Annotated in this window: 29 protein-coding genes and 1 tRNA gene; 9 read left to right on the forward strand and 21 right to left on the reverse strand. The window is 44.5% G+C overall.

Annotated features, from left to right (window positions below):
- The first annotated feature begins 94 nt into the window (after positions 1–94).
- Positions 95–1,501 carry a Na+/H+ antiporter NhaC family protein gene (locus DMO16_RS05060; protein WP_129475788.1) on the forward strand — a complete coding sequence of 469 codons (1,407 nt, stop codon included), beginning with the start codon at positions 95–97 and terminating at the stop codon, positions 1,499–1,501.
- Here DMO16_RS05060 and DMO16_RS05065 read toward each other — a convergent pair.
- Positions 1,493–2,131: a uracil-DNA glycosylase family protein gene (locus tag DMO16_RS05065; protein ID WP_206738055.1), complete on the reverse strand. Its 639-nt coding sequence runs from the start codon at positions 2,129–2,131 to the stop codon at positions 1,493–1,495. The two genes, DMO16_RS05060 and DMO16_RS05065, sit on opposite strands and share 9 nt — an antisense overlap.
- A 199-nt stretch (positions 2,132–2,330) precedes the next feature.
- On the opposite strand from DMO16_RS05065, the gene DMO16_RS05070 reads away from it, so the two are divergent.
- On the forward strand, positions 2,331–2,618 hold the full coding sequence (locus DMO16_RS05070) for a HesB/YadR/YfhF family protein (RefSeq protein ID WP_061971604.1): 288 nt from the start codon (positions 2,331–2,333) through the stop codon (positions 2,616–2,618).
- Between the two features lie 23 nt (positions 2,619–2,641).
- On the opposite strand, the gene DMO16_RS05075 is transcribed toward DMO16_RS05070, so the two are convergent.
- From DMO16_RS05075 to acnA, 7 genes are all read right to left on the reverse strand, one after another.
- The gene (locus DMO16_RS05075; protein ID WP_129475792.1) at positions 2,642–2,956 is read right to left on the reverse strand and encodes a hypothetical protein; all 315 of its coding nucleotides are present in this window, start codon (positions 2,954–2,956) and stop codon (positions 2,642–2,644) included.
- The gene (locus tag DMO16_RS05080; protein WP_129475794.1) at positions 2,956–3,387 is read right to left on the reverse strand and encodes an acyl-CoA thioesterase; all 432 of its coding nucleotides are present in this window, start codon (positions 3,385–3,387) and stop codon (positions 2,956–2,958) included. The genes DMO16_RS05075 and DMO16_RS05080 overlap by 1 nt, the downstream gene beginning before the upstream one ends.
- 94 nt (positions 3,388–3,481) lie before the next feature.
- Positions 3,482–3,703, reverse strand: a complete 222-nt coding sequence (tlp, locus tag DMO16_RS05085; RefSeq protein WP_061969803.1) for a small acid-soluble spore protein Tlp — start codon at positions 3,701–3,703, stop codon at positions 3,482–3,484.
- Between the two features lie 62 nt (positions 3,704–3,765).
- Positions 3,766–4,278, reverse strand: coding sequence for a hypothetical protein (locus DMO16_RS05090; RefSeq protein ID WP_061969801.1), 513 nt, complete (start codon positions 4,276–4,278; stop codon positions 3,766–3,768).
- Positions 4,279–4,415: 137 nt separating this feature from the next.
- Positions 4,416–4,556, reverse strand: a complete 141-nt coding sequence (locus tag DMO16_RS05095; RefSeq protein WP_061969798.1) for an acid-soluble spore protein N — start codon at positions 4,554–4,556, stop codon at positions 4,416–4,418.
- 111 nt (positions 4,557–4,667) lie between these two features.
- Positions 4,668–4,796, reverse strand: a complete 129-nt coding sequence (locus DMO16_RS05100) for an FbpB family small basic protein (RefSeq protein WP_129475796.1) — start codon at positions 4,794–4,796, stop codon at positions 4,668–4,670.
- Between the two features lie 121 nt (positions 4,797–4,917).
- A complete protein-coding gene (acnA, locus tag DMO16_RS05105) occupies positions 4,918–7,650 on the reverse strand; it encodes an aconitate hydratase AcnA (RefSeq protein ID WP_061969796.1) in 2,733 nt (910 codons plus the stop codon).
- Between the two features lie 275 nt (positions 7,651–7,925).
- Here acnA and DMO16_RS05110 point away from each other — a divergent pair, with 275 nt between their 5' ends.
- Positions 7,926–8,117, forward strand: a complete 192-nt coding sequence (locus tag DMO16_RS05110; protein ID WP_129475798.1) for a DUF378 domain-containing protein — start codon at positions 7,926–7,928, stop codon at positions 8,115–8,117.
- A gap of 93 nt (positions 8,118–8,210) precedes the next feature.
- Positions 8,211–8,387 carry a small acid-soluble spore protein O gene (gene sspO, locus DMO16_RS05115; protein WP_061969792.1) on the forward strand — a complete coding sequence of 59 codons (177 nt, stop codon included), beginning with the start codon at positions 8,211–8,213 and terminating at the stop codon, positions 8,385–8,387.
- Here sspO and DMO16_RS05120 read toward each other — a convergent pair.
- Positions 8,384–8,638 carry a hypothetical protein gene (locus DMO16_RS05120; RefSeq protein WP_061969790.1) on the reverse strand — a complete coding sequence of 85 codons (255 nt, stop codon included), beginning with the start codon at positions 8,636–8,638 and terminating at the stop codon, positions 8,384–8,386. The genes sspO and DMO16_RS05120 overlap by 4 nt on opposite strands.
- Before the next feature lie 77 nt (positions 8,639–8,715).
- Between DMO16_RS05120 and DMO16_RS05125 the strand changes: the two genes are divergently transcribed.
- Positions 8,716–8,856, forward strand: coding sequence for a small acid-soluble spore protein P (locus tag DMO16_RS05125; protein WP_061969788.1), 141 nt, complete (start codon positions 8,716–8,718; stop codon positions 8,854–8,856).
- Between the two features lie 23 nt (positions 8,857–8,879).
- On the opposite strand, the gene selA is transcribed toward DMO16_RS05125, so the two are convergent.
- Positions 8,880–10,259: an L-seryl-tRNA(Sec) selenium transferase gene (gene selA / locus DMO16_RS05130; protein ID WP_129475800.1), complete on the reverse strand. Its 1,380-nt coding sequence runs from the start codon at positions 10,257–10,259 to the stop codon at positions 8,880–8,882.
- 107 nt (positions 10,260–10,366) lie between these two features.
- Here selA and selD point away from each other — a divergent pair, with 107 nt between their 5' ends.
- Positions 10,367–11,425, forward strand: coding sequence for a selenide, water dikinase SelD (selD, locus tag DMO16_RS05135; protein ID WP_129475802.1), 1,059 nt, complete (start codon positions 10,367–10,369; stop codon positions 11,423–11,425).
- Positions 11,426–11,435: 10 nt separating this feature from the next.
- Here selD and selB read toward each other — a convergent pair whose 3' ends face one another.
- Positions 11,436–13,337 (reverse strand): selenocysteine-specific translation elongation factor, encoded by a 1,902-nt coding sequence (gene selB / locus DMO16_RS05140; RefSeq protein WP_164988860.1) that lies wholly within the window; start codon positions 13,335–13,337, stop codon positions 11,436–11,438.
- Between the two features lie 122 nt (positions 13,338–13,459).
- Between selB and DMO16_RS05145 the strand changes: the two genes are divergently transcribed.
- Positions 13,460–13,678, forward strand: coding sequence for a helix-turn-helix domain-containing protein (locus DMO16_RS05145; RefSeq protein WP_061969781.1), 219 nt, complete (start codon positions 13,460–13,462; stop codon positions 13,676–13,678).
- A 245-nt stretch (positions 13,679–13,923) separates the two neighbouring features.
- Positions 13,924–14,020, forward strand: a tRNA-Sec gene (locus tag DMO16_RS24135).
- Positions 14,021–14,082: 62 nt separating this feature from the next.
- Here DMO16_RS24135 and DMO16_RS05150 read toward each other — a convergent pair.
- Positions 14,083–14,619, reverse strand: a complete 537-nt coding sequence (locus tag DMO16_RS05150) for a type 1 glutamine amidotransferase domain-containing protein (protein WP_129475806.1) — start codon at positions 14,617–14,619, stop codon at positions 14,083–14,085.
- A gap of 492 nt (positions 14,620–15,111) precedes the next feature.
- On the opposite strand from DMO16_RS05150, the gene DMO16_RS05155 reads away from it, so the two are divergent.
- A complete protein-coding gene (locus tag DMO16_RS05155; protein WP_061971602.1) occupies positions 15,112–15,537 on the forward strand; it encodes a DUF2621 domain-containing protein in 426 nt (141 codons plus the stop codon).
- Between the two features lie 35 nt (positions 15,538–15,572).
- Here DMO16_RS05155 and DMO16_RS05160 read toward each other — a convergent pair whose 3' ends face one another.
- The 9 genes from DMO16_RS05160 to DMO16_RS05200 all read right to left on the reverse strand — a co-directional run bounded on the left by DMO16_RS05160 (position 15,573) and on the right by DMO16_RS05200 (position 24,390).
- Positions 15,573–16,031 (reverse strand): CcdC family protein, encoded by a 459-nt coding sequence (locus DMO16_RS05160; RefSeq protein WP_061969777.1) that lies wholly within the window; start codon positions 16,029–16,031, stop codon positions 15,573–15,575.
- Between the two features lie 14 nt (positions 16,032–16,045).
- Positions 16,046–16,489 carry a Na(+)/H(+) antiporter subunit B gene (locus DMO16_RS05165; protein ID WP_206738056.1) on the reverse strand — a complete coding sequence of 148 codons (444 nt, stop codon included), beginning with the start codon at positions 16,487–16,489 and terminating at the stop codon, positions 16,046–16,048.
- Between the two features lie 11 nt (positions 16,490–16,500).
- Positions 16,501–17,208 carry a cytochrome c biogenesis CcdA family protein gene (locus DMO16_RS05170; protein ID WP_061969773.1) on the reverse strand — a complete coding sequence of 236 codons (708 nt, stop codon included), beginning with the start codon at positions 17,206–17,208 and terminating at the stop codon, positions 16,501–16,503.
- Positions 17,209–17,283: 75 nt separating this feature from the next.
- A complete protein-coding gene (locus DMO16_RS05175) occupies positions 17,284–19,074 on the reverse strand; it encodes an ABC transporter ATP-binding protein (protein ID WP_425590063.1) in 1,791 nt (596 codons plus the stop codon).
- Positions 19,071–20,819, reverse strand: coding sequence for an ABC transporter transmembrane domain-containing protein (locus DMO16_RS05180; RefSeq protein WP_129480311.1), 1,749 nt, complete (start codon positions 20,817–20,819; stop codon positions 19,071–19,073). The genes DMO16_RS05175 and DMO16_RS05180 overlap by 4 nt, the downstream gene beginning before the upstream one ends.
- 239 nt (positions 20,820–21,058) lie before the next feature.
- Positions 21,059–21,271 carry a YneF family protein gene (locus tag DMO16_RS05185; RefSeq protein ID WP_061969769.1) on the reverse strand — a complete coding sequence of 71 codons (213 nt, stop codon included), beginning with the start codon at positions 21,269–21,271 and terminating at the stop codon, positions 21,059–21,061.
- A gap of 80 nt (positions 21,272–21,351) precedes the next feature.
- Positions 21,352–21,792 carry a sporulation inhibitor of replication protein SirA gene (gene sirA, locus DMO16_RS05190; protein WP_061969767.1) on the reverse strand — a complete coding sequence of 147 codons (441 nt, stop codon included), beginning with the start codon at positions 21,790–21,792 and terminating at the stop codon, positions 21,352–21,354.
- Between the two features lie 138 nt (positions 21,793–21,930).
- A complete protein-coding gene (gene tkt / locus DMO16_RS05195) occupies positions 21,931–23,925 on the reverse strand; it encodes a transketolase (protein ID WP_129475812.1) in 1,995 nt (664 codons plus the stop codon).
- A gap of 180 nt (positions 23,926–24,105) precedes the next feature.
- Positions 24,106–24,390 (reverse strand): HesB/YadR/YfhF family protein, encoded by a 285-nt coding sequence (locus DMO16_RS05200; protein WP_129475814.1) that lies wholly within the window; start codon positions 24,388–24,390, stop codon positions 24,106–24,108.
- Positions 24,391–24,422: the final 32 nt, after the last annotated feature.

Below are 24,422 nucleotides of genomic sequence, written 5' to 3' on the forward strand. Positions count from 1 at the left end.
TTCGCGTTCCGATAGATCAAGTGGAAAAAGAGAATAATTTCCTGGTTCCATCGCATGCTAATCATTAGTTTATTTTCGATGAAACGGGTGACATATGAATCATAACTGGCTGTCCATTATACCTTTTCTTGTGGTAATTCCCATCGCCATTAAAACACGGCAGGTGCTGCCCGGTTTATTTATCGGTTTTCTTGTCGGCTGCTATTTGCTTGAGCCATCCCTTGTCGGCGGTCTCAAAAAGATGCTTTCTTTTATTATTAAAGGGCTGACCGATTACAGCAACCTGAAGATCCTGCTCTTTTTGTACGCGTTTTCTGGACTGGTTGGCATCATTAAGCTGTCAGGCGGGATCCGCGGATTTGTGGAAGCCGCATCCTCAAAAATCAAAACAAAAAAAGGCGCCCTTTTCCTGACGTATGTTTCTACCATCGGCACATTCAGTGCGCCGAGTTTCCGTTTTGTTACCATCGCCCCCATTATGCGGTCCTTGTTAAAAAAGGTAAAAATGTCAACACAGGAACTGGGTTTTGTAATTGAGACAACCGCTACGCCGATCATTGTTTTAATTCCGGTTGCAACTGCGTTTGTCGGCTACATGACCTCTATTGTGGATATGGCACTCGAGAATGAAAACATTCACCAGGATGCTTATTCTTTATTTATCCGCAGCATTCCCTACAATTTTTTTTCCTTTGTGATGATTTTGCTGGGGATTTATCTAAGCTTTTTTCACCATTCCAGCTCAAAGCCAATGAGCAGCAACGAATCCATTGATCAGCCTGATGAGGATTGGCACAACTGTGATCCTGCCGTCTCCAAAGAGCTTCCGGTAAAGCCTTGGAACCTTTTAATTCCGCTCATTATTGCTGTCGTCCTCACATTGCTGCTTACCTGGTGGGACGGAAGCAAAAAAGCGAATGGCTTCCTTCAATCCTTTATTAAGGCGGATGTACTGGATGCGATGGTCATTGCCCTTGTGATTACCATCTTGTTTTCCATTATCTTTTATCGGTTTCAAGGTATGAAAACGGGGCCGCTTCTGGAAGGCTTTATCGCTGGAGGCAATGATTTAATGTCGGTTATCGTGCTCCTTACTGTGGTATGGGGGCTTTCATCCGTTACGGACAAGCTTGGTTTTTCTGCATTCATTACCAGCCATGCCGGATGGATTCCGGCGGCTTTTGTGACTCCGGTGCTGTTTATTTTCGGTGGTGCGGTTTCTTATTTTATCGGGTCGGCCTGGGGAACGTGGGGCATTTTAATGCCGCTTGGCATATCCATGTCCGAAGCAGCCGGCATTTCCCTTCCGCTTGTCATTGGCGCTGTTTTTGCAAGCGGCACGTTCGGAGCATTTGCCTCCCCGCTAAGCGATGACACAAACACCATTGCCCGTATCCTTAATATTCCGGTGATAGATTACGCCAAATACAAATTAAAACCCGCACTGATTGCAGCGGGCATAACGGCGGTATTATACGGAGTCACGATGTTTTTATTTTAATTCCCCCGCTTGCAGTGACTCCACTGCATGTTTAACTTCTTGAATTTGCGTTCTGTATCGTTCCTTAGTCCATGAATTATAGGATGGGTGGGGAACATTTTCGATGAGGCTCCAGCGTGGGCCTAATACACCAGCGAGCCTGAATTGCTTTTGCGCAAAACGGCCGCAGGGAACGATCACAAGCGGACGGCTGCTCAGCTGTGACAACCGCTCTCTAAAATCTGTAAGCATAATTTCCTGAAAGGTGTTCCAATCGTCCTGTTTGAAGGCATCTTTATCATTGGATGTTCGTACCTTTTCAATCACCTTCACAAAATCAGCATGCTCATTCACCCATTCCCCGGACGGAATGGCCGCACTCTGCATCGGGAACGGACAGACATTCATAATGCCGAGACCGTTGTATGGCGGTTGTTCGCTATTCTTTTTCAGCAGCCGGCCAAACGGCAAATTCTCCTGTTCTCCAAACAGCACTTTGCTTACAGAACGACCTGAAGATCCTGCCAATGGTGCCCCATGTTTAATTTCTTCACGATGGGGAGATTCGAGTATGAATAGAATATGTAACTCTGAAGAAAAAAGATCTGAGACTGTAAATTGGTCTTTTGCCTGCAAAAAGATCTTCTGCATGTCCGATAACATGGCCTGATCATCCTTTCTGTCTGTAATAAGAAGTCCACTTATGGACTATACCCCTTTTGCCTGATGAAGAAAAGTCAGCCGTTACACAAAATTCTTTTCATAAAAATCGATCTCGGCTATAGTATCAGGAGAGTGTTAAAGGAGACAAGAAAGTGTTCTTGTCGATGAAGAGAGAGGATGGATGGATATGAAAATTACGATTACACAACCTGCTGCAGCCTGGTACAGCAATGAACTGGAATTAAGCGAGGGTGACCACTTGCGTTTTTATGTGCGCCTTGGGGGCTGCAGTACGGTACAAAGCGGGTTCTCACTCGGTGTGGCAAAGGAAGCTCCTAAAGAAACGGGAGCATCGGTTGAGCAAGGCGGTATTACGTTTTACGTGGAACGGGAAGATCTTTGGTACTTTGACGGTCATGATTTGACCATTGATTTTAATAAAGAGAACGAAGATGTTGATTTTTCGTATGAATAATGAAAAAAGGAAGGAACCGCAAACTAGTGGTTCCTTCCCTTTTTTATCAGCTTCTCAAGCTGGTCCATTTTGTTTTCGCTTTTCAGGATTTCGGACTGTTTAGTTCCCATCAAATCAAAATGGGGATAGCCGTTATGGTGGTCGATCCATTCTTTCTTCAGTCCATACCTTCTTCCCCATTCTTCAAGTTTGGAAAGATCACGGCAGCCGACTTTGGTGACAGTTTTAACGTCAGGGAAACGTGGATCATACCAAAAATGGGTTAGAAACGCGATTTCTCCGTCCTTTACTGCGGCCTTCCAGTTCTTCAGCTCTTCTCTTTGCAACCCGAATGCCATTAGAGTTCCTGCTTCTGCTTTTTCTCTTTTTCATACGCGAGATGCCATTCAGGAAAATATTTTTTCATGGACACTGGTCTGAAGCTGTCTTTTTTCACACAAACATGAGTGGAACTGCCTGTGATGCACAGATCACCGTGGCTGTTTCGAATTTCATAGCCATAAATCACCTTCACGCCGGTATATTCCTCCACCCAAGTCTCCACAAAAGCTTCCTGGCCATAAGTCAGCGGCTTTTTGTAGTACGCATGAATTTCCGTCACCGGTGAGAGGATGCCATCCTTCTCCATTTGCGCATAACTGAAGCCCAGGTCTCGAATATAAGCGGTTCTTCCCAGCTCAAACCAGACCAGATAATTGGCATGATAAACGACACCCATCTGATCGGTTTCAGCATACCTTACTTCCACTTTTGTCTTTGATCGCAACATCGTTTGCTTTCACCTCGAATTTGAGTGTACCACAGGAAGGAGGACCATAAAAATAAAATGCAAAAACCCCCAGGAATGGGGGTTTGTTTCTCACTTATTGGTTTTTGCGGAAAGACTGTTCATCCTGTATTTCATTTTGAAACGACTGAATGCTTTCTTCTCTTCGCTGGTTTTTTTCACGGATTTGCTGTTTTTGCTGATCCGTCATGTCCGTATTTTGCAGGGAGTCGTTTGCTTCCTGAATGTTTTCTTGTGTGTTTTCAACCATTTGCTGCAGTCTTTCAGCATTATTGCTTCTATCATCTGGTTTCGCCATGATTATCTGTCCTCCTGATATTTGATCCATTATAGTTTGTATCAAACCGGAGAATCTATACGTTATCCAAGCTTTTTCAAGATAATCGGCGAGTTGTGTTCCGTGCTGAGCTCGCATAATGCCTTTAAAGCGCTCCAGCACTCCACGACTTCTTGCTGATCGTGATTTCGCATTGTAATTTCAAGCCAGTTCAATTCTTCAGCCAGACGGATGGACGAGCCGATCCAGATTTTTTTATTTTTTACCGTAATAAAAAAAGGCTCTTCAAAACGAAACGGCAGGTAAAATCCTTCGACGTTTGGATGCATAATAATGTGCTGATACACAGTGCCTTTTGTCAGCTTTGCGTATAACAAAAGCACACCGTCACTTTTTGCGGCAGCTTTCTTTAATTTTGTAATAATGGTTTCTGAACCTATCTCAACCGTTCCAATCTCATTTTCCCAATTGAGTTCTTCACGAAAAGGAACAAGATGGCCAAGACGCTGCATTTGCAGCTCGAGTTCGCGGTAAAGCAAATCCTGGTCTTCTTTTTTGGTTGAAACAGGCAGCGGCTTTACTTCAGCAGTAATCAACCCTACCCCTCCTATTTCTCCTCTATATACAATTATTCGCTTTTTGTCGATTTATATGGTGGTAGTAAACATAACAAGCAGAAAATGGGACAAAAAAAGCCACTTTGCTCGATAAGCAAAATGGCATGGTATAAAAGTTATCCTTTTGGAGGTACATAATCGGGATGCTCGTTGCCTTTATTGGCCATTTGCTTCCCCTTGTTGCCTTTCCCTACCCGAGGCTGTGTGCCTAGGTGGCTCGGCACGAACGCCTGAGGATGTCTTTTTGGGTTGCTCATTGCTTCAACCTCCTTAAAGGGCTTTGGGCTTGCTGGGTATCAATCCTGCCGGCAAGCTCCTTTCTAGCTTTTCCCGCAAATCAAAAAAGAAACAGGTACTTCCTGTCTCTTTTAGGCTCTTCTTGTATGTCTTTCTTCCAGCTTCTTTTCAATTCTTTCCATTTCATTCTGATTGCTCAATAACTCGCGTTTATTTTCCAACACCAAGTCTTTAAACGAGGCATGTCTGCTTTTTCTCACTCTTACATTCCTTCTTCCTGATTGGTTTGTTATTACTCTTGACAGAATGACGATTTTTTATTCAAATGTTCAGAAAAATAAGCAAAAAAAAAAAGCCCTCCAAAATGGAGAGCTTCGTTTATTAGCTTTGTGGCTGCTTGTTGGCAATCTTGTTGCGGAGAACCATTGGAAGAATTCCTCCATGGCGATAGTAATCGATCTCCACTTCACTGTCAAAACGGGCAACCACATCAAATTCAGTTTTTGTGCCATCCTCGGATACTGCTGTAACTTTAACGACGTCACGAGGTTTCACATTTTCGTCCACTTGTACAGTGAAAGATTCTTTTCCAGTCAGACCATACGTTTCAGCGTTTTCGCCTTCTTTAAACTGCAATGGAAGAACGCCCATCAGTACAAGGTTGCTGCGGTGAATACGCTCGAAGCTTTCAGCAAGAACGGTTTGGATTCCAAGAAGGTTTGTACCTTTAGCTGCCCAGTCACGGGAGCTTCCCATTCCATAGTCCTTACCGGCAATGACCATCAAGCCAGTATTGTTCTCTTTGTATTTCATCGCTGCTTTATAGATGCTCATGACTTCTTCATTCGGCCAGTATGTTGTCCATCCGCCTTCAGTTCCAGGAGCGATCTGGTTACGGATACGGATGTTCGCAAACGTACCGCGCATCATGACTTCATGGTTTCCTCGGCGGGAACCGTATGAGTTGAATTCACGTGGTTCTACACCATTTCTGATCAAGTATTTCCCTGCAGGAGAATCTTTGGCAATTGCTCCAGCCGGTGAAATGTGGTCAGTAGTAACAGAATCTCCGAATTTCGCAATCAGGCGAAGGTCTTTAAGCGGCTGAATTTCTTTAAGTTCCGCAGAAAGATTTTCGAAGAACGGCGGGTTCTGGATGTAAGTGGAATTGTCATCCCAGCTGTAAAGCTTATCTCCAGTTGTTTTTAATGCGTTCCAGCGTGCATTCTCATCGAATACATCTTCGTATTCCTTTTTGAACAATTCAGGAGTTACCGCCTGGCTCATTGCTTCTTTAATTTCTGCAGAAGATGGCCAGATGTCTTTGAAGTAAACATCATTGCCTTCGCTGTCTTTTCCAAAGGAATCCGTTTGCAGGTCAATATCAACTGTTCCTGCAAGCGCATATGCAACAACGAGCGGCGGAGAAGCCAGGTAGTTTGCTTTCACTAGCGGGTGAATACGTCCTTCAAAGTTACGGTTACCTGAAAGTACAGAAGTGACGGTTAGGTCATTCTTGGCAATCGCTTGTTCTACTTCAAGTGACAAAGGACCGGAGTTACCGATACAAGTCGTACAGCCGTATCCAACAAGGTTGAAGCCAAGTTGATCCAGGTAAGGCATAAGCCCTGCATTTTCAAGGTAGCCTGTAACAACCTTGGATCCTGGAGCAAGTGAAGTTTTCACATATCCAGGTACTTTTAATCCTTTTTCAACCGCTTTTTTCGCCAAAAGACCAGCACCAAGCATTACATAAGGGTTGGAAGTATTGGTACAGCTTGTGATCGCCGCAATCGCAACAGCTCCGGTTTTCATCACGGATTTTTCGCCGTTTGGATGCTTAATGGTTGCTTCTTTATTGATTTCCTTTTCAGTCAGGCCAAAGCCTGCATTTCCTTGTGGAGAAACAAGCGCTTTATTGAAAGCTTCTTTCATTTTAGAAAGAGGAATCAAATCTTGCGGACGTTTTGGTCCGGAAAGGTTGGACTCGATTTGAGCAAGATCGATTTCCACCACGTCAGTGAAAATTGGATCTTCAGAAAGACCTGCAGTGTAGAACAAGCCGTTCGCTTTGCTGTATTCTTCAACAAGCTTGATTTGATCTTCAGTTCTTCCAGTCAGGCGAAGATAGTTAAGCGCCTCTTCATCAACCGGGAAGAATCCGCAAGTAGCACCATATTCAGGAGCCATGTTGGAGATGGTCGCACGGTCAGCCAAAGGCATTTCAGCAAGTCCAGGACCAAAGAATTCAACAAACTTGCCAACTACTTTTTTCTCACGAAGGACTTGGGTAACTTTAAGCGCAAGGTCAGTAGCAGTTGCGCCGTCAGGAAGTTCACCAACAAGCTTTACACCAATAACTTCAGGCACAGGGAAATAAGACGGCTGTCCGAGCATTCCAGCTTCCGCCTCGATACCACCAACACCCCACCCCAGTACGCCAAGACCGTTGATCATGGTCGTATGGGAATCAGTTCCTACCAATGAATCAGGGAAGGCTTCAAGTTCTCCGTCAATTTCATGGCTTTGAACCACGGATGCAAGATACTCAAGGTTTACCTGGTGAACGATTCCTGTTGCAGGTGGAACAGCACGGTAGTTGTCAAACGCGGATTGTGCCCAGCTGAGCAGCTTGTAACGTTCTTCGTTTCGTTCAAATTCAAGATTCATGTTTACATTTAAAGAGTCAGCTGTACCAAATTTATCAACTTGGACAGAGTGGTCAACGACAAGGTCAACCGGAATATCAGGATTGATTTGTGCAGGGTCTCCACCCATATCTTTCATGGCTTTTCTTAGGGAAGCCAAGTCAACCACTGCCGGAACACCTGTAAAGTCCTGCAGGATAACGCGGGACGGTTTGAAAGGAACATCGATATTTTTTACGTCTGCAGTTCCCCATTTAGAGAGGTTCTCAATATGTTCTTTCAAAATTACTCGGCCGTCATATTGACGCAAGACAGACTCAAGCAAGATTTTAATGGAATAAGGCAATTTGGAAACTTTGCCCACACCCGCTTCTTCGAGTGCCTTTAGACGATAATAGTTGTAGGTTTTTCCATTGACGCTGAATGATGAACGCGCCTTGAAAACATCATTTTGTTGTTTACTCATTACTCCACTCTCCTCCTTCAAAAAAACCATCATACCCATCATACACTAATTCAGAGAAAAATTGTCGAAAAATTGCTAAATCCCCTGCAAAATTCGGTCTATCTATTCTACAATCATTTCCCTTTCTTATCATACGAAAGTGCTTTCAATAAGTAAAGTACAGAAAAGTTATTAAACAATATAAGTAAATCTTATAAGGTTAAATAATCACCAAACCGTTAGGTCTTCGTATGATATAAAGACTTCAATATGAAAAAGAAAGGAGTGTCGACGGCATGGCGATCTTAAAACATTTGGCCACATTGCTTGCGATTATCGGAGCATTGAACTGGGGATTAATCGGATTATTTGATACTAATGTAGTCAGCGCTATTTTTGGAAGCGGTTCCACGACCGGGCAGGTCATTTATGTCCTCGTAGGTTTGAGCGGAATCTGGCTCCTGATCGACTGGTTCAGGAAAAAATAGTTGAATTACCACTTTTAAAAAAGCACTCCAGAAATAGGGAGTGCTTTTTTTCGTGCTACTGTGCAGACTAACAGACAAGGGGGTGGAATACAAATGTCCAAGCCTAAAGGAAAAGCCAATCATGTCCGTCCGGGCATGAACGCAGCAAAAGCACAAGGCGGCGGTGCTGGTTATGATACAGAGTTCGGCAATGAACAGCTGCAGGCACAGAATGAACCGTTAACCGAAGCCCAAAAGCAAAACAATAAGAAGACGAAAAAACGTCATTAATTCGGGTACTGGTTTATGTAGCCCTGAAGCTGCGCACGGTATTGCTCAAGCTGCTGTCTTTGATGTTCGGAAGACACTTCAAGTGCATTATCGATCTGCTGCAGAGCTTCCTCTGCCTCTTTTCTCAGTTCTTTAACCCTTGTGCCATAGTCCTCAGCATCTGACTGAATCAGCTGATGGGCTTCAACGGCCTGCGAATACCCTTTTTCTGCATCCTGAAACGCTTGTTGCTTGTCTTTATGATACGGCATTGTTGTTCTCCTTTTTGATTGAGATGCCTTTACTATGCCAAAACAAGCGGAAAATTATTCAATTTCGGAGGTCACCTATGACAGAGCACAACCGGTTTAAAGATATTCGAAAAAATGCCCCGAAAGGTGAAAACCCCGGGCAGCCGGAACCGTTAAGCGGTTCAAAGAAAGTGAAAAACCGAAATCATACGCGCCAAAATCACGGCGGAAAAATGTAAGCCAGCCAAAAAGCTGGCTTTTTTTAAAGGGAAAGAAAAGCAGAAAGCAGTGCAGCCTCATCCGCTTCATCTACGGTCCTTGGATCGATGTGGCAACAGTCATTTTTGACGGTGACAATCACTGGTACAGATTGTTCCCTAAGCCTCCATGAAAGCTCGGGAGCAGAGAAAGCGGGATGAGTTACTTCTATAATATAGGTGGGCAGCACAACGTCAGGCATTGTTCCTCCGCCTACCATGGAATGTCCCTTCCTGATATGGCATTCATACACTGATTCGAGCTTCTCTTTAATCCGTTCGGCTTGAACCCTTATTTCTTCTTCTGCCCTAATTATGTCGCGAATAACAGGAATTTCTCTGGCCGCCTCTTCCTGGTGGTAGGAAAGCAGGGTGGCTTCAAGGGCCGCCAATGTCAGTTTGTCGACACGAAGCACCCTTGCCAGCTGATGTTTCTTAAGTTGATTGATCCATTTACTCTTCCCTGCAATGATGCCTGCCTGCGGTCCCCCGATCAGTTTGTCCCCGGAGAACGAAATAAGATCAAGCCCAGCAGCTATACTTCTTTTTATTTCTGGCTCTTCTCCAATTCCGTATCGGGCAAAAGGAAATAATGAACCGCTGCCCAGGTCTTCGTATACGATCAGCTCTGGGTGCTGTTCTTTTAAAGCGAGCAGTTCCTGTGAGAAAACCGTTTTGGTAAATCCTGTGATCTTAAAGTTGCTTGTATGTACTTTCATCAGTATGGCCGTTTCCTCATCGATCGCTGAGGCGTAATCATGAAGGTGTGTCCGGTTAGTTGTTCCCACCTCTTTCAAAATTGCACCGCTTTCTTCCATAATGGAAGAAATGCGAAAGGAACCGCCGATCTCCACCAGTTCTCCCCTCGAAACGATTACTTCTTTTTGTTTGGCCAATGCCGATAAAACCATATATACAGCAGCCGCATTATTGTTGACCACCATCGCCGCCTCACAGCCTGTAATATCGCAAATTTGATTTTCGATAATGTCATGGCGCGATCCGCGTGTTCCTTGTTCGAGGCTGTATTCCAAATTGGTATAAGAAGAGGCAGCCTCAAGCACATGTGCCACTGCAGCCGAACTTAAGCGTGCCCGTCCAAGATTTGTATGTAGGACTACGCCTGATGCATTAACAACTTTTTTTAAAGTGTAAGCCCCATTGATCTCCATCTTTTTACGGACACCAGCACTTACAGCAGCCAAAAACCGTTTCCTCTCCCAACCTTCCTTATAACTTCCATTCATCAAGGAAAGGCGCAGGACATCTAATTCTTCTTGCACCCATTTTTTTATAACAGAGGCGGGAATGCCCTTTTCCCCGCCTTCCCAATCGTTCTGTTGCAAAACGGCATGAACAGAAGGCAGTAATCGTAACTCTTCCATAGAGCTTACTTCCTTTCATTTATACATCATTGTAATTTTTCCTCAGGTCAAGTGTTTCGCACTTTCGCCCAAAAATGATTATACTAATTGTTAAGGGGGTGCAGCACATGACAAGCCAGGATAAAATTCGATTAACCCAGCTTTCCACAAAAGGCGGCTGAGGCTGCAAAATTGGTCCAGAGGACCTGGCACAAGTTTTGTGTCATTTACCAGAAAGAGAACCGGATCCCAACCTGATCGTGGGACTCGAAACATCCGATGATGCCGGGGTTTATAAAGTAAGCGATGAACTTGCTTTGATCCAGACGGTGGACTTCTTTACTCCAATCGTCGATGATCCTTATATGTTTGGCCAAATCGCCGCTGCCAATTCGTTAAGTGATGTATATGCGATGGGCGGCACGCCAAAGACCGTTCTTAATATTGTCGGGTTTCCATTAAAGAAACTTGGACATGACGTGTTGGCTCAAATCATGAAAGGCGCTGCCGATAAGGTAAAAGAATCAGGTGCAGCCATCGTCGGGGGACATTCTATTGACGACCAGGAGCCGAAATTCGGACTCTCCGTTACAGGATTTGTCCATCCTGACCGCATTTACAAAAATGTCGGGGCCAAGCCCGGTGATGTGCTTATTTTGACCAAGCCCATTGGCATTGGTATTCAGACGACCGCCATTAAACAGGGACGGTTGAATGACGCACAAATTCAAGAGGTTTCTGAAATCATGGCCAGTCTTAACAAAAAAGCGGCCGAAACCTTGGGTTCTTATCATCCAAATGCCGTGACAGATGTTACGGGATTCGGGCTGCTCGGGCATGCAAGCGAAATGGCCAAAGGCAGTCAGAAGGTTTCAATGAACATCACGTATTCTGCTGTTCCGGTCGTTGAGGGAACAAAAGAACTCGCTCATGATGGCGTGGTTCCCGGGGGAACCAAAGCAAATCACCGGTGGATAAAAGATGTGATCACCTATCACAGCGATTTGCAGGAAAGTGATCAATGGATCTTATGTGATGCCGTTACATCAGGCGGGCTACTGATCAGCATACCTGCAAAGGAAGCGGATGACTGTCTCGCTGATCTTCACAGAGCCGGCGTGGTTCATGCCGCCAAAATCGGAACGGTATCCGAACGCAGCGAAAAACTGATTCATGTCATTTACTAAAAAAACTCCGTTATTTCGGAGTTTTTTTATTTTTCCACCTTCGTTTCCCCTCATCGCGTACGGTGTACCCCATCCTGTCTAATAGTTCGAGATATGGTATCAAAAACTTTCGTGAAACCCCAAGCACCACTTTGGCGTCTTGAACAGAAAAGGATTCAGGGAATGTGTTCTCCAATACTTCCATTTGTTTATGAACCACAAGGGCATGAATCAGCCTGTCATCATCAAGTTTATAAGCGGCATCCGAGTTGGTCATAAAACGGACAACCTCCTGATAAAGGTCAGATGGAAGCTGCCCTTCCTGGTAAAGCTCCTTAAACGGCGGAGCTTCCAATCCCTGACTGAGCATTTTTTTCTCAAGCTTCTCAAAGCGTTTTTCCCACCCTGCCGGCACATGGGGTGCGAATGAATAATGACGGATGAACTGGTTCTCCTGTACAAGAACCTCTTCGGCAAGCACTTCTTTTAGGCCATACTGCATTAATTCTTCCTTTTCATCCCGGAAGCTGTGAAGCAGTTCCGCTTTGTCCATCCCCTGGCGAAGAGTATGCCTCTGTTGGTATTCTGTTACACGACGGGTCAGCGCTTCTTTTATTTCATTCACTTTTTCAGTGAGCGCATAAACACCCTTTTGAATTTCTGTGATGAAAGAGGTTAATAGAAGCTCTTTTATGGTATCTGAAAAATCATCATTCATGCCGAGTACTGTGTAGAGTTCTTCTTCTGATAAAGCGCCGCTGCGTTTTAGTTCCCTCACTGCCCACTCCACCGGTGTTCCTTCCTTTTTTTCCTTTAGACGATTGACGGTAGGCATGCCAAATCGATATTTCCCCCCCATAGGATCGATGATTTCACCACCACCTATGGTTTCTTCCGGAGAAGGCCGCCTGAGAATAAACCGATCGCCTTTTCTGGCAACTACCGTTTGCACCAATCTCACCTGGCAATAGATCTCATTCTCTTTTTCCCTGGTTTCATTCCGGTCGAAGAAAACAATTTTCCCCATTACTTCAGACGTTCCTATGTAAAACTTAATGAGCTGGCGCTGCTTCAGATTTTTTGCGTTTTTCGAGAGATTCAGCAGAACGTCCAAACAATCACTTACCGGATACTGACCTGGAGAAACGAGCACATGTCCCCGTTTAAGCTCTTCCCTGCTTACACCTGCCAGGTTCAAGGCCGCTCGCTGGCCGGCACCGGCCGTCTCAACCACTTTATTGTGTACCTGCAGCTGCCGAATCCGCACGTGTTCCTCCCCCGGCTCCAATGCGACCAGGTCACCGGTCGTGACAGATCCTTCAACAATTGTTCCTCGCACCACTGTTCCCTGTCCTTTAACGGTAAAGGCTTGGTCGATAGGCAGCCGGAACGGACCGGAACGGCTTTTTGATGGAACGGTTTTCGCCAGCTGAACTAGCCGATTTTTTAAAGATGCGATTCCCTTCCCGCTCAGGCTGTCGACAAAGTGAATTGGAATCTCCTCGAGAGCCATCCCTTTTGTGAGCCCTTCAATCTCGTCTCTCAGCAATTCCCTCCATTCGGGATCGAGTTTATCACTCTTAGTTACGGCACAAACCGTTTGTGTAACACCGAGGAACTGCAAAATTTCAAGGTGCTCAAGAGTTTGCGGCATGATGCCTTCGTCAGCCGCGATGACAAGGATCACCAAGTCAATTCCGGCGACACCGGCAATCATCTGGCGGATAAATCTTTCATGCCCCGGCACATCGATGATGGCGGCGGAAATACTTTCACTTAACGAAAAAGGGGCGATCCCCGGTTCAATCGTAATGCCTCGTTCTTTTTCCTCTTTCAGCGTATCGGTATCCACCTGGCTGAGTGCTTTCGTCAAAGCAGTTTTTCCGTGATCAATATGGCCGGCAATGCCGATCGTGACATGTTTTGTTGCCAAAGTTCCCGCCTCCCTTTTTGTTTTCATTTGGGTTCATTTTATCATGCCGTACAGTCATCATGTTATCAAAACTATCTATCCTGCCTGCATTGTGCTATACTTAATAAAAGTGAGGTGGCGTTTTGAGCAATTATAAGCCGAAGAAAAGCAACCTGAAATCATTGATCGCGAAAAAAAAAATGAAGATTGAAGCTCTTTCTAAAAGTACGAATATTTCAGTGGATCAATTAAACGATTATCAATCTAAAAAAGTTATGAGCTTGAGCAATGCAATGGCCATCGCAAAAGAACTTGACTGCCAGGTTGAAGATTTATATGACTGGAAAGTAGTAAAAGAGTGAATTCTTCACTCTTTTTTCACGTCAAGAATAATTAATTTTTATAATGAACAAAGGAGAGAGCGAAACTGAAAACAAACCTGTATACCGCGGGAGAATCCGTTAAAATCAAAGCAACCGATGAGATGGTTACAGTATTACGCTGCAAATTTATCAAAAATATGAAACGCTATTCTTATGTGGTAAAAGAAAACCCTTCAACTTTTTATTTTGAAGAAGAACTGATCAAAAAATAAAGTTACTGTCTCGGGGCCAGAAGCGTAGCTGGTGCTTGCCTGAGTCTTCAAAACTTTTTGGGAGGCGCGTGCCGTCTCCGGTGGGTTCGATTCCCACATGGTCCCGCCAATATAAATGATTAGATCATAAATAAAAAGATAAAAAGAAGACGGCAGCGCCGCCTTCTTTTTTTATTGTCTCTCGTAATCCCCTGCAATCACATCGGCAAATGCTTTCACATATGGCGGCAGGTCCGGCGGACGGCGGCTTGAAACCAAATGACCGTCAACCACTACGGCTTCATCGTGCCACTCCGCACCTGCATTCTCCATATCATCCTTAATTCCAGGTGTGCTTGTTACCTTTTTGCCTTTAAGAATTTTAGCGGAAATCAGCACCCATCCCGCGTGACAAATCTGTCCGATCGGCTTGTGGTGTTCTTCCATGTGCCTCACGATTTCGATCACTTTCGGAAAACGTCTCAGCTTGTCCGGCGCCCAGCCTCCCGGAACGAGCAGCGCATCATAATTTGCCGGATCAACGTCATCAAACGAAAGCTGAGCAGTGGCCGGCACTCCGTATTTTCCTTTGTATACTTCTCCTGCTTTTTCCCCGGCAAGTTCCACGGAAGCTCCTTCTTCCTGCAAACGCAAAATCGGATACCATAATTCCAGATCTTCAAAGTCATGGTGCACAAAACTTAAAACTCGTTTATTTTTCAACCGCACGCTTAAAAGCACCTCCATAAAAATGATTACTTGTACGGACAGCGTACCTTTGCTGATGGATAGAAGTCAAGCCGAGGACCTATTATTTCCCAAACCCAATACACAATAGGGGGGTATCGTTCCCTTTCCTCCGAAACAAAACCAATTTTATGCATCAATGTATATTTATTTTATGCAGTGGTGAATATTTATGCATACCGAGTTTTCCCCATGTTTATCCACAGTTTCGGTTATTCACACTTATCCACAACTCACCCTGTATCATTGTTTATAACCTTCTGTACCAGCCTGAAAACTGTTATAGTTTGAATTTCTTATCTGTTATAGTCTAAAAACCATGTCGTTTGCTGTCGTTTTGAATTATTTCCCGAGCCCCTCCCCTCTCTACACTCACTGACAGATGGATATTGATTTAATGCACTTTCCCCCTATATAATGAAGAAAGGATACATAATGTGGTTTCTGGCAACCATATCGATCGGGGTGACAAACATGTCTACAGGCTTTTTTTTGTTCATCGCACTTTGGACCATTTTTTTAATCTCCATGTTTGCGATCGGCGGATATTTTATGTTTCGGAAGTTTTTAAAACGGCTTCCGAAAGAAGACGGCAGGTCCATACTTGATTGGCAGGAGTATTACATCTCCCAAACGAAACACCTATGGACACCAAAACAAAAGGAATTTTTGGAAGAACTCGTCTCACCGGTACCCGAATTGTTTCGGGACGTGGCACGCGAAAAGATAGCGGGGAAAATCGGGGAACTTGCCATGACCGAAAAAGCTTCGGTGATGACTCAGGATTTGATTGTTCGCGGTTACATTATTGCAACTCCCAAACGCGACCACAAATGGCTGGTAAAAAAACTAAACGAAAAGCAGATCGACCTCTCCCCTTACCGGAGCTTACTGGGATAATAAAAAACTCGACCACCAATTGGTGATCGAGTTTTTTATGATTGCAGCACTTTTTTGTAGCCAAAATACATGGCAACCCTCCAGGGGAGGATCATGCCAAACGCCACGATAAAAAACAACCCGCTCGTTTCCGGATAAGAGATCTGATGTCCAAGGTAGGTTTTCATCGCCATACGGACCAAAAACAAAATGATCAAAATCGCGGCAAACGCCTTGGACCGGATCAGGTAGACTTCCCCTCCCCTCTTCTCAAACTTACTCGTTTTGATAAGGAATATGGAAAAAAGACAGCCTACCAGAAAGGCCTCCCCTGCTTCCATCCATGTGACCCGAAACACGGGAACCACAAACATCAGAAAGCCGGTCGACATGAAAAACGGAGGCAGGATAATTTTTTTTAAAGAAGCCGGTTTTTTCGTAGCTTTTAAACGAACAAAAATAACAGTTACAGCCATGACAGCTGCCAAAATACTGCTCGCAATGAAGAACAACATTCTTTCCTTCTTTCTTAATCGGATGTATCCCCATCATCCTCTGCGATCGATAAGATAATTGTCATGGTTACGCCAAGGACCGTCAGATAAACGCCAAGATCAAACAGCATGGCTGTGGCAAGCTCAGTATCACCGAGCAGCGGCAGATGAAAGTGTCCAAATGAATGGCTTAAAAACGGAACGCCAAACACAAACGAGCCTATGCCTGTCAAAAAAGCAATTAAAAGGCCCGCTGCGAGCACAATTCGATAATTCACCGGAATCACACGATTGATCGGCCCGATACCGTATGCCAGATATAAAAGAACAATCGCTCCCGCTCCCATCAATCCTCCAATAAATCCCCCGCCCGGCGCGTTATGGCCGGAGAAAAAAGAATTGACCGAAAAAGCAAGAATGATAAACACGATAATATTTGTGGTGGTTTTTAAAATAAGATCGTTACTGCTTCTCTCCAAGCTGTACCTCCCTAAAATCCTTGAAAGCCGCCAAACACCCGGTTCACAAGAAATGAAGTAACTTTCGTCATCCAATCAAAGTATAACACGACCCCCATGGCAACCATAAGAAAACCGCCTGATTTCATGATCTGCACATTGTACCGTTTAATACTGCTTAGTTTATCCAAAAAGAAGCTTAAAAAGAAAAACGGAACAGCAAAACCGAGCACATAGCAGCCCATATACAGCATCCCAGCTCCCGGGTTGGAGACCGCGAGTGCAATCACCGCACCGAGGATGGGTCCGGTACACGGTGTCCATCCGGCAGAGAATCCAATTCCGATCAACACTGAACCCAGATATCCCGTCGGCCGGTTTCTAAATGTGAGCTTCCTGTCTTTCATTAAAAAAGCAGGCTGAAATACACCAAGCACCAGAAGTCCAAAAACGACGATGATAATAGCTCCAAACTGACGGAGGAAATCTTTGTATTGCGCAAACAGACCGCCGATGTACGATGACGATAGTCCAAGCACGAAGAATATAATCGAAAATCCGAGCAGGAAGTAAAACGTGTGCAGCAGCGCCTGCTTCTTTTTCATCCCATGTTCTTCTTTCAGATCCCGGACCGAGATACCGGTGATGTAGGAAAGAAAGGCTGGATAAAGCGGCAGACAGCAGGGTGAAATGAAGGAAAGCAATCCTGCTCCGAAAGCGAGCCAAATATTTAAGTCCATTGTGTCGACTCCTCTATATGTAATACTTTAAGTTTAAATGAAAGTGGACCTGTTCTTCAATGAAAAAAGGATTTTCTAGCCCACCTCTTCTGAAAGTTTGTCTTTTTGTTGAAGAGCATACATTTTATAATAAAGCCCTTTCATTTGAATCAATTGCTGGTGAGTTCCCCGTTCCACAATTTCTCCTTTGTGAAGGACAAGAATTTGGTCGGCATCCTGAATGGTTGAAAGCCGGTGGGCTATGGCGATGGTGGTTCTTCCTGCCCTCATCTTTTGCAGGGCATGCTGAATCGCATCTTCTGTTTGCGTATCGATATTCGCGGTGGCTTCATCCAGAATAAGGATCTTAGGCTCAAAAGCCATCGTACGGGCAAATGTAATGAGCTGGCGCTGACCAGTAGAGAAGGTCGACCCCCTCTCGCCGATTTCCTGATCATAACCTTCTGGCAATTTTTCGATAAATTCGGAAGCCTGTACGAAAGCCGCTGCCTCCTTCATCCGCTCCCTTGTAATGTTCGTATTGAATAAGGAGATGTTATGAGAGATAGTACCGGCAAAAAGAAATGAGTCTTGCAGTACCAGTCCCATTTTGCTTCTTAATTCATGATTATCGTAAAATGACAGCGGAACCGAATCGATTGTAATCTCTCCCTGCCCCAGTTCATAAAACCTCATCAACAAATTGGTGATCGAGCTTTTGCCGCTGCCGGTATGCCCGACAAGTGCCACCGTTTCACCGGGGCGGGCATGAAACGAAATATTTTTTAGAACAGGGTGCTTGCCATCATAGGAGAACGTAACATTTTTAAACTCAATGGCCCCCTCGGTAATGACTGGATGGCGGCCGCCCTCTGCCCCTGGAGCTTTATCATTTTCGTCCAGCAGTTCAAACATCCTGCCTCCGGCAATAATGGCCTGCTGAAACATCGACAGCCTCATCATGAGCATGTTGACGGGTTCAAAAAAGCGGTCCATATAATTGACGAACGCATAAATGACGCCAATTTCAACCGGGCTCGAAAATGATTTGATACCAAAAAATGAAAGAACAATCATGATGGCGAGAACATACACAAGATCCACCGCGGGCCTAAGCAATAGGCCATTGTATTTAATATTTTTCATCCATGCTTCATTATGTTCCCGGTTCACATCCGCAAACTCTTTTTTGAGCCGCTTCTGCTGGTTAAAGACTTGGACAATGCTCATTCCCTGCAGCGACTCATTAAGCTTGGCATTCAGTTCACTGAGTTTTTCGCGCATATGCAAAAACGATTGGGAGCTGAATTTTCGGTACAAGACCATGATGAACGCAATCACCGGCAACAGCATCAGGCAGAACAATCCCAATTTTACATTCAAGTAAAACATCGCGATAAATATGCCTGCTAAATATACGATATTCTGGACAAACGCGGAAAGAACACTCACATAAAAATCCTTGATCGCTTCTGTGTCGTTCGTTATTTTTGAAACAAGACTCCCCACAGGTGTACGGTCAAAAAAACGAAGCCCCAGGCCATGCACCTTCGTAAACACATCGATTCTCATGCTCTGAATGATGTTCATGGCGGCCGTTTGAAACAAAACAAGCTGTATGTAATTCAGAATACATGACAATACAATAATACTGATGTATCCCAACGCCAGAAGGAGTATGATGGTATGATCAAAATTTCGCGGTGTCAGGTGATCATCAATAAATACTTTAATAAGTATCGGACCGAGAAGATCGGTTCCCGTCGCGATTATCAACAGTACAAAAGCTAAAATGAGCCTTTTCTGATCGCGTTTTAAATAAGAGAGAAGCCGGTTGAACACAGCCCGCTGCTTGATTTCTTCCGTATTTGCCCGGTCCATGTTCATCCTCCTTTTGCGATCAATGATTCCAATGCCTGGCTTTCGTACGTATCCCTGTACCATCCAGGAATTGCAATCAGTTCTTCATGTATTCCTTTTTGGATTATCCTGCCTTCATCCAGCACAATGATCAGATCGGCATGATCCACACTAGACAGTCTGTGAGCGGTAATGATCGTCGTTTTATCTTTCCGCTTGCCTTTCAGGTTTTTCAGAATGTTTTCTTCTGTCCTGGCATCAACGGCCGACAGGGAATCATCAAGAATAAGCAGCTCGGGATCTGTTAGCAGGGCACGCGCGATGGAAATCCGCTGTTTCTGCCCGCCGGAGAGAGTCACGCCTCGCTCGCCCACGACCGTTTCAAACCCGTCTTTAAATTGAACGATATCCTCGTAAACGGCCGCATCCTTTGATGCCTGTTTGATTTCTTGAAAGGAAGCATGATATTTTCCAAAGGCAATATTCTCAGCAACGGTTGCAGAAAAGAGAAAATGGTCCTGCGGCACATACCCGATGGCTTCTCTTACCGCATGAAGACGATAATCGTTTATATCATGTCCGGCCAGTATGATCTGATGATCTCCCACTTGAAACTCTTTGAGCAATAGCCGGCAGAGGGTCGTTTTTCCGCTGCCTGTCTTGCCGACAATCCCCATGGTTTTCCCTGCCGCCAGTTCAAAGTAAATGTCCTTTAGAGCCGCTGGACCATTTTCATCATATGAAAAAGATGTCAGCTTCATCTCGATCGATCCGGCAGGCGGCTCCTGTAATCCATCCTCTTTTTCAGAGATCACGTCATTGACTTTTAATAGATCTGTCACGCGGTCATAGGAAGCTCTTCCTCTTTCAACAATATTAAACAACCAGCCAAATGCCAGCATTGGCCAGATCAGGAGACCAAGGTAGCTTGTAAAAGAGACAAGCTGTCCGATCGTGAGCTCTCCGTTTATAACAAGGGAAGAGCCATAGGAAACCGCAAGAAAAAAAGAAACGCCGACAACGAGAGATATCGTCGGATCAAACAAAGCATCCACCTTGGCCACGGAAATGTTTTTTTGGACTACATCCTTCGATAATGCTTTGAAGGCATCCACGTCCTGCTCTTCCTGTCCAAACGCTTTGATGACCCGTGCTCCCGAAATGCTTTCCTGCACTTTATCGTTCATCTCAGAGAAAGCTTCCTGCGCTTTATGGAAGCGCTCGTGCAGCATGCTACCATACCGGCTGGTTGACCAGGCCATGACCGGAAGCGGGAGCAGACTGATGAGCGTCAACTTCCAGCTGATGGTAGCAGCCATCGTAATCAGCGTAAAACCACCCATCATCGAGGAATCAACGAGCGTCAGCACCCCGTCCCCTGCTGTTTGCTGAATCGCCTGGAGATCATTGGTGGAGTGGGCCATCAAATCTCCTACTCTCTTTTTTTGATAAAAGCGGGGGGACATGTTCGTAAAATGGGTATAAAGCCGGTTCCTCAGCAGCAAAGCCAGTTGAATGGAGGCTCCGTAAATCAGAACTCTCCAGAAAAAACGCAATAAGTATACAATAACCGCGACCAACGCCAGAATCAGCATGTAACTCCCCAGCTGTTTTCCGGTCAACGAATTACTTTTTATATGATCAACCGTATAGCCAATGATTTTTGGCGGAACCAGAAGGCACAGCGACACAAGTGCTAGCAAAGCAATTCCGGTCAGGTACCTTCTTTTTTCCTGTTTAAAGTACCACATCAAATCCATAAACACATTCAAGCCCAGCATCCCCTTCCCCCAAAAACACCCTCTTTATTTTACCAAATAATGAAAATTTTAAAAATCATTTCTGCAATAAAAAAAGCCACCCTACAGTCCACATGGACCATAAGGCGGCTTATTACGAGATCTAAGAAGAACAAATCCGGTATCAAGGATAAAGATGAACTTAACCAGTGACGTAAGAAATGATCAACTCTCTATCGTCGTTGAAGATAAATCAGCTTGTCACTGATTTATTACTTCATTTGTTTGTTCATTGCCTGCATCATTTGGTTAATTTTCTTTTGGGACGGTTTCTGGCCCATTTGCATCATCATGACCCGAAGCATGTTTTCATTAATTGGCGGATTTTTTTGCAGATAACTCATCATGTATTTGCGGGCAATGAAAAAGCCGATAGCTACGCCTGCAAGAAGCGCTAGAATACCCACAAGGATATAATAAAACATAGTAAAACTTCCTCCTTCATGTTGTCTAGCACTAGTTTACTATAAAGTGATAAACATATACAAGATGGACACTAAAATATTTATGAGCCGTACCCTGTCCTCGGTTTCAACGGATTCAGCCACCCATAACGGTAATATTTAAAATCCATGGCAAAAAAACAGCGCTCGTATTTGCGCATCGTTTCAAAAATGATCGTTTCCGCCTCAAAACCACCCACACTCTGAAGAATGAGGTAGCGTTCTGAGAAGCTGAGCCGGGCAGAACTATTGTCACTTTCCAGTAAAAAGGAATGAATTTCTGTGTGAAACCCCTTCTTCGAGAGGAGCATTTGCTTTAAAAAGGTTTGTAAAGGATCAACATGTAGCGGAGACGTAATGTACTCGATTTGCTTTTGCAGGACATCCTTCTGAGCGGTAAAGGTTTTGTATTCCTCTAAAAAGAGCTGAAAAAGCTTTGACTCTTTTCCAAAGTATCGTTCAGCAACTTCATCTTTTAGTTTATAAATGAAATACTCTCTCAAGCCCCCGCCACCTACTCTCGCTTTTTTCCTCAGTATAAAGCATGTCCTAAAAAAAAGTTGTCTGATGTTGAAGATTGAAATCACTACTTTTGTCGAACGCAAAAAAGACCCGGAGGATTTCCTCCGGGCCATTTTTTATTATTTCAACAATGCTTTAACTTTGTTAGAAACATTTTCAACAGTGAAGCCGTACTCTTCGATGATTTTGTTTCCTGGTGCAGAAGCGCCAAACTTATCAATCGCTAATACGTCGCCTTCAAGTCCAACATATTTATGAAGGCCTTGAGAAGCAGCCATTTCAATGCCAAGGCGTGCACGTACAGAAGAAGGGAATACACTTTCTTTGTATTCAGCAGATTGCTGTTCAAATCGGTCCCAAGAAGGCATGGAAACGACAGAAACGTTGATTCCTTCTTCTTTCAGTGATTTTTGAGCTTCAACTGCAAGGCTTACCTCAGATCCGGAAGCAAGAAGAATCGCTTGTGGAGTTCCTTCCGCTTCTGAAATGATATAAGCACCTTTTTTAACGTTCTCATATGCATTCTCTTTTGTTCCAGGCAAAATCGGAAGAGCTTGCCTTGTAAGCACAAGAGCCGTTGGTGTATCTGTGCTTTCAAGAGCCAATTTCCATGCTGCCACAGATTCATATGCATCTGCAGGACGGATTACAGATAATCCAGGCATTGCACGAAGTGACGCAAGCTGTTCAACCGGTTCATGAGTAGGTCCGTCTTCCCCAACAGCCACACTGTCATGCGTGAATACGAAGGTTACAGGAAGACCCATAATGGACGCAAGGCGAATGGCCGGACGCAAGTAATCGGAGAATACGAAGAATGTTGCACCAAAAACTTTTAATCCGCCATGGAGCGCCATACCGTTGACCGCAGCACCCATTGCGAATTCACGAACACCAAACCAGATGTTGCGTCCGCTGTAATCTTCGCGGCTGAAATTGGTTTCACCTTTTAGCATGGTGTTGTTGGATCCCGCAAGGTCAGCAGAACCACCAAACAGCCAAGGAATGTTTTGAGCAAAAGCATTTAATGCATTCCCTGATGAAGCACGTGTTGCGATCGCTTTATCAAACTCAGGAAGGTTTGCATCAAAGTTTTCTGGAAGCTTGTTGTCAATTGCCAACTTTAATTGAGCAGCTGCTTCGCTGTGCTCTTTTTCATAGCGGGCAAACAAGTCATTCCATTCTGCTTCTTTCTTTTGGTTTTCCTCTTTTACTGAAGCAAAATGATCTCTCACTTCGTCCGGAACGTAAAAGTCTTCTTCAAATACCCAGTCATACGCCGCTTTCGTCAGTTTAACTTCATCTGATCCAAGCGGTGCACCGTGGGAAGCTGATTTACCGGATTTGTTTGGAGATCCAAAACCAATTACGGTTTTAACTTCAATAAGTGTTGGATGTTTTGTATCTTTTTTCGCTTCAGCGATCGCATTTTCGATCTCTTTAAGATCAGTGCCGTCTTCGACACGAATCACTTGCCAGCCATAGGCTTTAAAACGATCCTGCACGCTTTCAGAGAAAGAAAGGTGCAAATCACCATCAAGTGAAATATCGTTGGAATCATACATAACAACCAGTTTACCAAGACCAAGGTGGCCTGCAAGTGAAGCTGCTTCAGCTGATACACCTTCCATTAGGTCTCCATCACCACAGATAGAGTAAGTATGGTGGTCAACCACTTCAAAGCCATCTTTGTTGTAAGTCGCAGCGAGGTGGCGTTCAGCCATTGCCATACCAACAGCCATCGCAATACCTTGTCCGAGTGGTCCAGTTGTGGCATCAACCCCAGCAGTGTGACGGTATTCCGGATGTCCAGGGGTCTTGCTTCCCCACTGACGGAATTCTTTAAGGTCATCCATGGAAAGATCATAACCGGATAAGTGAAGCAGGCTGTATAAAAGCATGGAACCGTGTCCTGCAGACAGTACAAAACGGTCACGGTTGAACCATTGCGGGTTCTCAGGATTGTGGTTCATGAACTTTGTCCAAAGGCTGTAAGCCATAGGTGCGGCACCCATAGGCATTCCCGGGTGACCCGATTTGGCTTTTTCGATGCTATCTATAGCCAAAGTTCGAATTGTGTTAATTGATAATTGATCAATTGAAGCAGTAGACATTAATTTCATCATCCCTTCATCTACATATGAACATATGTAAAAGATTTGTCGATTCAATCATAAACATTTTGGCCTGTTTATACAAGCACAATGCCCTTCATTAGTTTCCCTTAAAGTATTGCCTTCATACAAATAAAAAAGCCCGCATTATAACTTTTGTTATAATACAGGCAGTATCACTTACGCCAGTGCGGGAAGGTCACAGTAAAAGATGTCTTCGGTTTCATCATAATCCAGCTTCATTTCCTCAAGAATCCATTCATCGTCCGGTCTAAAAAAAAACGTCAGTCCGCTCACTTCATGGATCTGATCACCATCACCAGGCATTGCGGGAATTACGCCTACAGAGTATCCGCCATGGCTAGTGCTTCCTGCATACCTTGCGAAAAGCCGAATGGCTTCACCTTCGTTCAAATCAATTTCACGATACAATTTTACAACAGAATCCGTTATTGAAAAAGTCACTTTGTTCTCCCCTTCCAAAGTTGTTATAGTAC

Origin of the sequence: Fictibacillus sp. S7, assembly GCF_004127935.1 — a bacterium.
Taxonomy (GTDB): domain Bacteria; phylum Bacillota; class Bacilli; order Bacillales; family Fictibacillaceae; genus Fictibacillus_C; species Fictibacillus_C enclensis.

Coding starts and splice junctions, on each gene's coding strand:
- selA (WP_129475800.1), bottom strand. CDS start 10,259: ATGGAAGAGTTACGATTACTGCCTTCTGTTCATGCCGTTTTGCAACAG.
- DMO16_RS05175 (WP_425590063.1), bottom strand. CDS start 19,074: ATGAACATGGACCGGGCAAATACGGAAGAAATCAAGCAGCGGGCTGTG.
- tlp (WP_061969803.1), bottom strand. CDS start 3,703: ATGGCGAAACCAGATGATAGAAGCAATAATGCTGAAAGACTGCAGCAA.
- DMO16_RS05185 (WP_061969769.1), bottom strand. CDS start 21,271: ATGTTTTATTATATCCTTGTGGGTATTCTAGCGCTTCTTGCAGGCGTA.
- DMO16_RS05160 (WP_061969777.1), bottom strand. CDS start 16,031: ATGTTGTTCTTCATTGCGAGCAGTATTTTGGCAGCTGTCATGGCTGTA.
- sspO (WP_061969792.1), top strand. CDS start 8,211: ATGTCCAAGCCTAAAGGAAAAGCCAATCATGTCCGTCCGGGCATGAAC.
- tkt (WP_129475812.1), bottom strand. CDS start 23,925: ATGTCTACTGCTTCAATTGATCAATTATCAATTAACACAATTCGAACT.
- DMO16_RS05120 (WP_061969790.1), bottom strand. CDS start 8,638: ATGCCGTATCATAAAGACAAGCAACAAGCGTTTCAGGATGCAGAAAAA.
- DMO16_RS05155 (WP_061971602.1), top strand. CDS start 15,112: ATGTCTACAGGCTTTTTTTTGTTCATCGCACTTTGGACCATTTTTTTA.
- DMO16_RS05095 (WP_061969798.1), bottom strand. CDS start 4,556: ATGAGCAACCCAAAAAGACATCCTCAGGCGTTCGTGCCGAGCCACCTA.
- DMO16_RS05065 (WP_206738055.1), bottom strand. CDS start 2,131: ATGCAGAAGATCTTTTTGCAGGCAAAAGACCAATTTACAGTCTCAGAT.
- DMO16_RS05060 (WP_129475788.1), top strand. CDS start 95: ATGAATCATAACTGGCTGTCCATTATACCTTTTCTTGTGGTAATTCCC.
- DMO16_RS05070 (WP_061971604.1), top strand. CDS start 2,331: ATGAAAATTACGATTACACAACCTGCTGCAGCCTGGTACAGCAATGAA.
- acnA (WP_061969796.1), bottom strand. CDS start 7,650: ATGAGTAAACAACAAAATGATGTTTTCAAGGCGCGTTCATCATTCAGC.
- DMO16_RS05170 (WP_061969773.1), bottom strand. CDS start 17,208: ATGGACTTAAATATTTGGCTCGCTTTCGGAGCAGGATTGCTTTCCTTC.
- DMO16_RS05075 (WP_129475792.1), bottom strand. CDS start 2,956: ATGGCATTCGGGTTGCAAAGAGAAGAGCTGAAGAACTGGAAGGCCGCA.
- DMO16_RS05110 (WP_129475798.1), top strand. CDS start 7,926: ATGGCGATCTTAAAACATTTGGCCACATTGCTTGCGATTATCGGAGCA.
- DMO16_RS05080 (WP_129475794.1), bottom strand. CDS start 3,387: ATGTTGCGATCAAAGACAAAAGTGGAAGTAAGGTATGCTGAAACCGAT.
- DMO16_RS05125 (WP_061969788.1), top strand. CDS start 8,716: ATGACAGAGCACAACCGGTTTAAAGATATTCGAAAAAATGCCCCGAAA.